The organism is Domibacillus iocasae (genome assembly GCF_001750285.1).
Taxonomy (GTDB): domain Bacteria; phylum Bacillota; class Bacilli; order Bacillales; family Domibacillaceae; genus Domibacillus; species Domibacillus iocasae.
The window spans coordinates 86814-93601 of the sequence record NZ_MAMP01000003.1 but is presented as its reverse complement, the minus strand read 5'-3'; the positions used below and the strand labels follow the sequence as shown (position 1 = coordinate 93601).

The window sequence follows — 6788 nt, the reverse complement described above, 5'->3', positions numbered from 1 at the left end:
TGACGTTTTTATTGATTTTGTTCAGTTTTCAATGTTCAATTTCGCTTACTGTTTTTTCGACAGCTACATAATAATAACGTTGTTCGTTTTAAAAGTCAACAACTTTTTAATGTTTATTGTTATAAAAAGTAAATGAGTTAACAACGTTAACCATGCCATTCATTATGACAAGATAATAATATACCATTAAACATGATATAAAGTCAAATATTATTTTTTCGCTTCATTATACTTAAATAACGACCCACTCATTTTGTCTTGTTGCTTATATCTTAACGACAGATAAACAATATAACACTTATGCAGCTTTAACACAATACATTTTTCGAATTGATTTTTATTCTTTTATTCTATATTCACTATTCAAGTTTGAAATCGGAATAGTGAATATAGAAATAAAATGAGAAGGAAGCCTGCCCACCTCTTTTTCAATGAGCTGCTCACTCTCCTTCCGCCGCTTCATTAGTTTCTGACTTATTTATTAAAGATTTTTTTAGCACTAGAACTAATAAACGGAATTGTTGCCCAGCCTTCTTCTTTCTATTTTTTCAAAGAAACAGGCCTGCTTTAATAAAAATCCGCTATTCTACTTTCACCTGTCCCCGCGGCCTAGGGCTGAGTTCCGAACATGCAGCTGCCATTATTGTTTGTTTTGTCAAGTATTCGCTGAACCTCTTTTGCAAAAGCAATTATTTGAGCAAGCTCCACACCGTTAAACACAGCCATTTCTTCGAAGCCATGTACAATGTCTTCTGTCACAATATTACCGGTAGCTCCCGATGCATATACACAGCCGTTAAGCCCTGATATTGAACTGTCAAAATGTATGAAATCGCGCTGAAGCGCTGCTACCGTATTAGCACATGCCATTCCGCGTGTATCATAAAGATGCGTCGAAAAACTGCTCTTTTAATTGATGTGATAGCTGCACATTTGACGCAGACTCGCCATTCTTGTATTGTCAGCCAGCGATACTTGCTTGATCAATAACTATTTTAGTATATCCATCTAATACAGACATCAGGCGTTCTACCTGAACAATTCCTTCATAATGAATGGGAAAAGCAGAAAAGCCTCTTATCAAGGCTTTTCTGTCACGTATCCTTCCTTCCCCGCTCCCATTCCAGCAATAAAAAGACCTATGACGGCTGCGATTAAAAGCAAAAGAGGAACCGTCCATCCGTTCATCATGTCATGAAGCGCACCAAACAAAGCTGGCCCTAATGCTGCGAACAGGTAGCCGGCAGATTGCGCCATCCCGGATAAATCAGCGGCTTCAAAGGAATTTCTTGTCCGTAAACTGAAAAACATCATCGCCAGACTAAATGCGCAGCCTCCTGCGGCGCCAATTAACATCACCCAAATCAACACCCATTCTGTCCATTCGAATAAAATACCGCTCAAGCCCATCATCATAAACAAAGCTGCCACAATAACGAGCGGCTGCTGATTTTTCATTCGACCTGCAAGAATCGGCACGATAAACGTAAATGGCAGCTGCGTAAATTGAACAATGGACAGCATCCACCCTGCGGAACCCGCACTAAGTCCCTGTTCCTGTAAAATATCAGGCAGCCAGGCAACAAATGAATAAAACAAAAGTGACTGAATACCCATAAATGCGGTTACTTTCCAGGCGAGGGCCGAGCCTTTCAGTGACGTTTTTTTGTATGTACTTTGTCCAGCTTTTAATGGGTGGCGAATGTAGCGCCACTGGGTGAGCCAGACGAGGATGGCAGCACACGCCAGTATAACCGAAAAGCCTAGTGCTGCCCGCCAGCCAAGGTCACTTGACGCAGCGATCGGAATGCTGAAACCGGAAGCGAGCGCTCCCGACAAGTTCATTGACGTTGCATAAAAACCGGTCATTAGCCCAATTTGATGAGCAAAATTCAGTTTAACAAGTGCCGGTATAAGGACGTTGCAAAGCGCAATAGCAAGCCCAATCAGGACGGTACCTGAAAACAAGCCCACCACACTTCCAGCTGGCCGCAGCAATAGACCGGCTGTTAAAACAAGCAGTCCACCGAAAAGCACCACTTCCATACCGAATTTCCGCGCTAGCTTAGAAGCAAACGGCGACAATACGGCAAAAGCCAGCAGTGGAATGGTCGTCAGAGCACCTGCCGCTGTGCTGGATAAGTTCAAGTCATCCCGGATAATCGTCGTGAGCGGTCCGACAGAGGTAATCGGAGACCGCATATTCAGTGCCAATAAAATAATACTGAACAGCAGAAAAAGCTGCCCGGTTTTGGATCGTTCTTGTTCTCTTTGATATATTTGACTGTTCATTGTTTTCCCTTTCCGGCTGTATTCACTATAAAAAAGAAACCCTGCCGCTAATTGGCTGGGTTTCGTCGAATAAAATGAACGATAAATGTCCCAAGAAACGCTATCGCCAAAATAATAAAGAAAATCGTGTGGCTTATTTCAATCTGCACGACGCTCAACAGCATTTTTACTGATATGATCGCAATTAAAACGTAAGCGGTCGTTTCCAGCTCTGGAATTCGGTCAATTAATTTAATGAACACCCCCGCCACTGTCCGCATCATAAGGACACCAAGCATTCCGCCAAGAAGCAAAATCCATACTTCCTTGCTGATGCCGAATGCTGCCAAGACGCTGTCCACGGAAAATGCAATATCCATTAATTCGACGGCCGCAACAGTTCCCCAAAACGGTCCAAACAGCTGCACTAAAAACCCCATTTTGTTTCTCCCGCCGGACATTTCTTCTTCGCCGCCTTTTTTAAAATGGCTGAAAGACAGCCAGGCTAAATAAAGGGCGCCGAGGATTTTCACCCACTGGATTTCCATAAGCCAAACGCCAAGCCCGATAGCGATAAACCGGAATGCATATGCACCCAAAAGTCCGTAAAACAGTGCTTTTTTACGCTGGTTTTCTGGCAGATGCCGAACCATCACGGCTAACACCAGCGCATTGTCCGCCGATAAAAGTCCTTCCAGCACAATGAGTGTGCCGATTAACCCCCAGCTGACCGGATCGGTTAGGACGTGGATCCACATATCCCAATCAAAAAAAGAGGAGTACGTATGAATGATGCTGTCGATTGCATCCAATTCAAAAGCCTTCTTTCAATTAATTTCCTTTTAAAAACGCAACACAAACGCCTTCCGGAACCGTTACTTCTGAATTCGCCGGAGTAAGCCGGCCTGTTTCCGCTCCACGCTTAAACAACACAACATTGTGTGTCTTTTCGTGCGCGACAATTAAAAACATTTCAGTAGGGTCCAGGTCAAAGTCACGAGGCCAATCGCCTTTTGTTGAAACGATTTCCACCAAACGAACATCACGGCCGTCCTCAAGCGTTTCAAATACGGCAATGCTGTTATGTCCCCGATTTCCCGCATAAACAAAGCGGCCATCAGACGAAATACGAATCGCACTTCCTTGGCTGTTTTCTGCAAAATCAGCCGGGATCGTTTTATAAGAAGCGAGCTGCTCAAACGTCCCATCCTGTTCGTTAAATGCCAGTACAAGAACTTCATTACTTAATTCAGTCATCACATATGCTACACATTCAGTTGGATGAAAAACGAGGTGGCGCGGACCAGCTCCAGGCTCTACATTGAAAACCGCTTTTTTCAATAAATCTTCTCCCGCTACTTCATACGTCACGATTTCATCTGTTCCAAGATCGACTGCAATGACGTAACGCTCATCTTTTGTTGTGCCAAAAAAATGTGTATGCGCTTTTTCCTGACGATCCGGATTCGGACCTGTCCCCTCGTGCGTCGCGATATCAAGCAAATCAACCAATTGACCCGTTTCCGCGTTAATGCTGTACATTTCCGCTGTGCCAGTGTGATATTGGGCCGTAAATGCACGTGTTCCATTTTTATTAAGAGTGACATGACACGGTACCCCTTCACTATCAAGTACGTCATTCAGCTTATGAAGCTGGCCGTTATCGATTGAGAATGCGGCAAGCCCGCCTCCTTTCCCGCCTTTTTCCACTGCGTATAAAAACTTCTCGTTTTCGCTAATTGTTACATAGGTTGAATTGTTTACTTCCGCTGCTACTTTTGCGTTTGAAAGCTCGGCTTTTTCTGTATCAAGCTCGAACGTATGAATCCCTTTGCCATCCTGCTTTGTATAAGTTCCTACAAATCCTGTAAAAATCGCCATGAAAATGCCTCCATTTCATAAATCGTTCATCTTTTTCATTATATATGACACAACTATTATACGCCATGAAGCTTGAATAAGTCTTTGTTGTTGTTTTGTCAAAAAATTTGCAAGTTATTATGGTGGCATTATCATTGATTGTTTAATGAGAACAGGAACGATCCTCATTTAGAATAAACAGCCGTTAAATGGAGACTCTATTGCTGTACTGCCTGAAAATGATAAAGGAGGATCTCTTCATGTCAAATCAACGCCCAAAACCAGACGATCGTTCTGACAATGTTGAAAAGCTGAAAGATATGGTGCAAAATACGATTGGAAACATTGAAGCAGCCGAGGAAACGATGGGTTTTGCAAATGAAAAAGAGCGCGTGGCCATTAAAGCGAAAAATGCCCGCCGTGAAGAAAGTATTGAAGGTATGCGCAGTGAAATTCGGGATGAAGCCGCAGCCCGGAAAAAGTAATGTAATTCAAAATGATAAAAAGCGGGAATGTCTCAAGTTAATTGAAACATCCCCGCCTTTCTTTTAGCAATGCATTCAGGACAATTTCTTGAACTGGCCAGCCGTCTTTCACAGACTGACCAGGCAGTTTTTTGCTTTTAGATAAATGTAATTGTATAGTCCGCTTCAAAACAGCCGCCTTTTTCAAGCTTGTTTATACCCATTTTTTCATCCAGTTTGCCTGTCGTGTCTACCGTGTCGGCAATGCCGTACCATGGTTCAATGCAGACAAAGGGAGCCATCGTGCCTTGTGACTGATTGTAGCTTGACCAAGTTCCAACAAACGGAAAACCATTTAAATCAACATCAACGCCGTGGCCAGTTTGATTAGAAGTCAGCGAAACACGATCGATATGGCTGTAAATAAACGCATCATTTTCGAACAAGGACGCCTGAATAGAAATCGGTTCAATGCTCTCAACGGACTCTTTTTCTTTCACCAATGATTCGACCAGTTCATATTGCGTCACTCTCTTGCCCGGTGCCTTTGTAAAATTAAGTGTGTAGTCTTCTGCTTTTTCCTCACTTGTGAGCGGCACGTTAAAAGCGGGATGTGCTCCAATAGAAAAGTACATCGTCTCATTCTGTTTATTTTGGATTTCCCAGCGGACATTTATCGATCGCCCGTTCAGCGTATAATGAATGACGGCTTGAAACCGGTATGGATATACATCTAAAAAGGCATCCGATGATTCGAAAACAAAAGAAGCATAATCTGTATCCTGCTTTTGAACAGAAAACTCTACATCGCGCAAAAAACCATGCTGTGATAAGTGATAGGCCTTTCCATTTAACTTATACTGATCTTTCTTCAGCCGGCCGACAATAGGAAACAGCACCGGTGAAACCCGGCCCCAATAGGTGCTGTCGCCGCTCCACATATAACTCAGCCCTGTTTTTTTGCCTATAACCTCCCGTAGCTCCGCACCAGATGCTGTAATGCTGACTTTTAGTTCTTCATTTTCAAGAATGATCATCGATAAACTCCTTTCTTATCCCCAAAATGTTATTGCTTTTCTTCTGCTTCCCATTTGGCCACTTCTTCCCTTACGATCGGCGCTACTTCTTTGCCTAGCAGTTCAATGGCTTTCATCACGAGATCATGCGGCATCGTGCCAACCGGGACGTGAAGCATAAAACGGGTCACCCCGACATGTTTACGAAGATGAATAATTTTTTGGGCGACTGTGTTCGGACCTCCAACGTATAACGCACCTTCAAAACTGCGGGCGGCATCAAAGCTTGACCGGTTGTATGGCCCCCATCCTCGCTCTCGTCCAAGGTTGTTCATGACGGCTTGGGTGGATGGGAAAAACTGATCCGCCGCAAGCTCTGTGCTTTCTGCAATAAACCCATGTGAATGTGATGCAACCGGCATTGTTTCTGGATCATGCCCCGCGTGAACCGCAGCTTTTTTATACAGCTCCACAAGCGGAGCGAACTGCACTGGACTGCCACCAATAATCGCCAGCACCAGCGGCAAGCCAAGCAGACCAGCACGAACAACAGATTCCTGATTGCCGCCGCTGCCTATCCAAACAGGAAGCGGGTCCTGCACCGGACGCGGATATATGCCCAAATGGTTGATTGACGCACGGTGTTTGCCTTGCCACGTTACTTTTTCGGATTCTCTAATTTTCAATAATAAATCCAGCTTTTCCTCAAATAGCTCATTGTAATCGTGCAGATCGTAGCCGAACAGCGGGAAGGACTCAATAAACGAACCGCGGCCCGCCATAATTTCCGCCCGGCCGTTTGAGAGGGCATCCAGTGTCGCAAAATCCTGAAACACCCGCACCGGGTCAGCTGAGGACAGCACTGTCACCGCACTCGTCAGCCGAATGTGCTTTGTCTGCGGTGCCGCCGCAGCCAGCACAACAGCTGGAGAAGACGCCGCATAGTCACTTCGGTGATGTTCGCCCACGCCAAACACATCAAGCCCCACTTCATCCGCCAAAATAATTTCTTCTACCACTTCACGCAGCCGCTGCGCATGGCTGATCACTTCACCTGTCTCTATATCAGGCGTAGTTTCTACAAAGGTGCTGATGCCGATTTCCATTTATTCTCCTTCTTTCCATTTCATTTTCTCTCTTTTTAAAGTACCATGATCTTTTCATTCCATAAACCATT

Annotated in this window: 6 protein-coding genes and 1 pseudogene; 1 reads left to right on the top strand and 6 read right to left on the bottom strand. The window is 44.4% G+C overall.

From position 1 onward, the window contains the following. Positions 1 to 609: 609 nt before the first annotated feature. The 4 genes and pseudogenes from BA724_RS02445 to BA724_RS02430 form a co-directional block, all read right to left on the bottom strand. A pseudogene (locus tag BA724_RS02445) lies at positions 610 to 891 on the bottom strand (hydroxymethylglutaryl-CoA lyase); the annotation flags it as partial. A gap of 189 nt (positions 892 to 1080) precedes the next feature. Beyond that, complete coding sequence (locus tag BA724_RS02440; protein WP_069937099.1) at positions 1081 to 2292, bottom strand: CynX/NimT family MFS transporter; 1212 nt, start codon at positions 2290 to 2292, stop codon at positions 1081 to 1083. A 47-nt stretch (positions 2293 to 2339) separates the two neighbouring features. After that, positions 2340 to 3029 (bottom strand): DUF475 domain-containing protein, encoded by a 690-nt coding sequence (locus tag BA724_RS02435; protein ID WP_069937106.1) that lies wholly within the window; start codon positions 3027 to 3029, stop codon positions 2340 to 2342. 73 nt (positions 3030 to 3102) lie between these two features. Continuing rightward, the gene (locus BA724_RS02430; RefSeq protein ID WP_069937098.1) at positions 3103 to 4152 is read right to left on the bottom strand and encodes a lactonase family protein; all 1050 of its coding nucleotides are present in this window, start codon (positions 4150 to 4152) and stop codon (positions 3103 to 3105) included. 239 nt (positions 4153 to 4391) lie between these two features. Between BA724_RS02430 and tlp the strand changes: the two genes are divergently transcribed. Then, positions 4392 to 4616 (top strand): small acid-soluble spore protein Tlp, encoded by a 225-nt coding sequence (tlp, locus tag BA724_RS02425; RefSeq protein ID WP_069937097.1) that lies wholly within the window; start codon positions 4392 to 4394, stop codon positions 4614 to 4616. 137 nt (positions 4617 to 4753) lie between these two features. Here tlp and BA724_RS02420 read toward each other — a convergent pair whose 3' ends face one another. Together BA724_RS02420 and BA724_RS02415 are read right to left on the bottom strand one after the other, a co-directional pair. Then, on the bottom strand, positions 4754 to 5632 hold the full coding sequence (locus BA724_RS02420; RefSeq protein ID WP_069937096.1) for an aldose 1-epimerase family protein: 879 nt from the start codon (positions 5630 to 5632) through the stop codon (positions 4754 to 4756). A 29-nt stretch (positions 5633 to 5661) separates the two neighbouring features. Then, entirely contained in the window at positions 5662 to 6717 is a 1056-nt protein-coding gene (locus BA724_RS02415) for an LLM class flavin-dependent oxidoreductase (protein WP_069937095.1), read from the bottom strand. Positions 6718 to 6788: the final 71 nt, after the last annotated feature.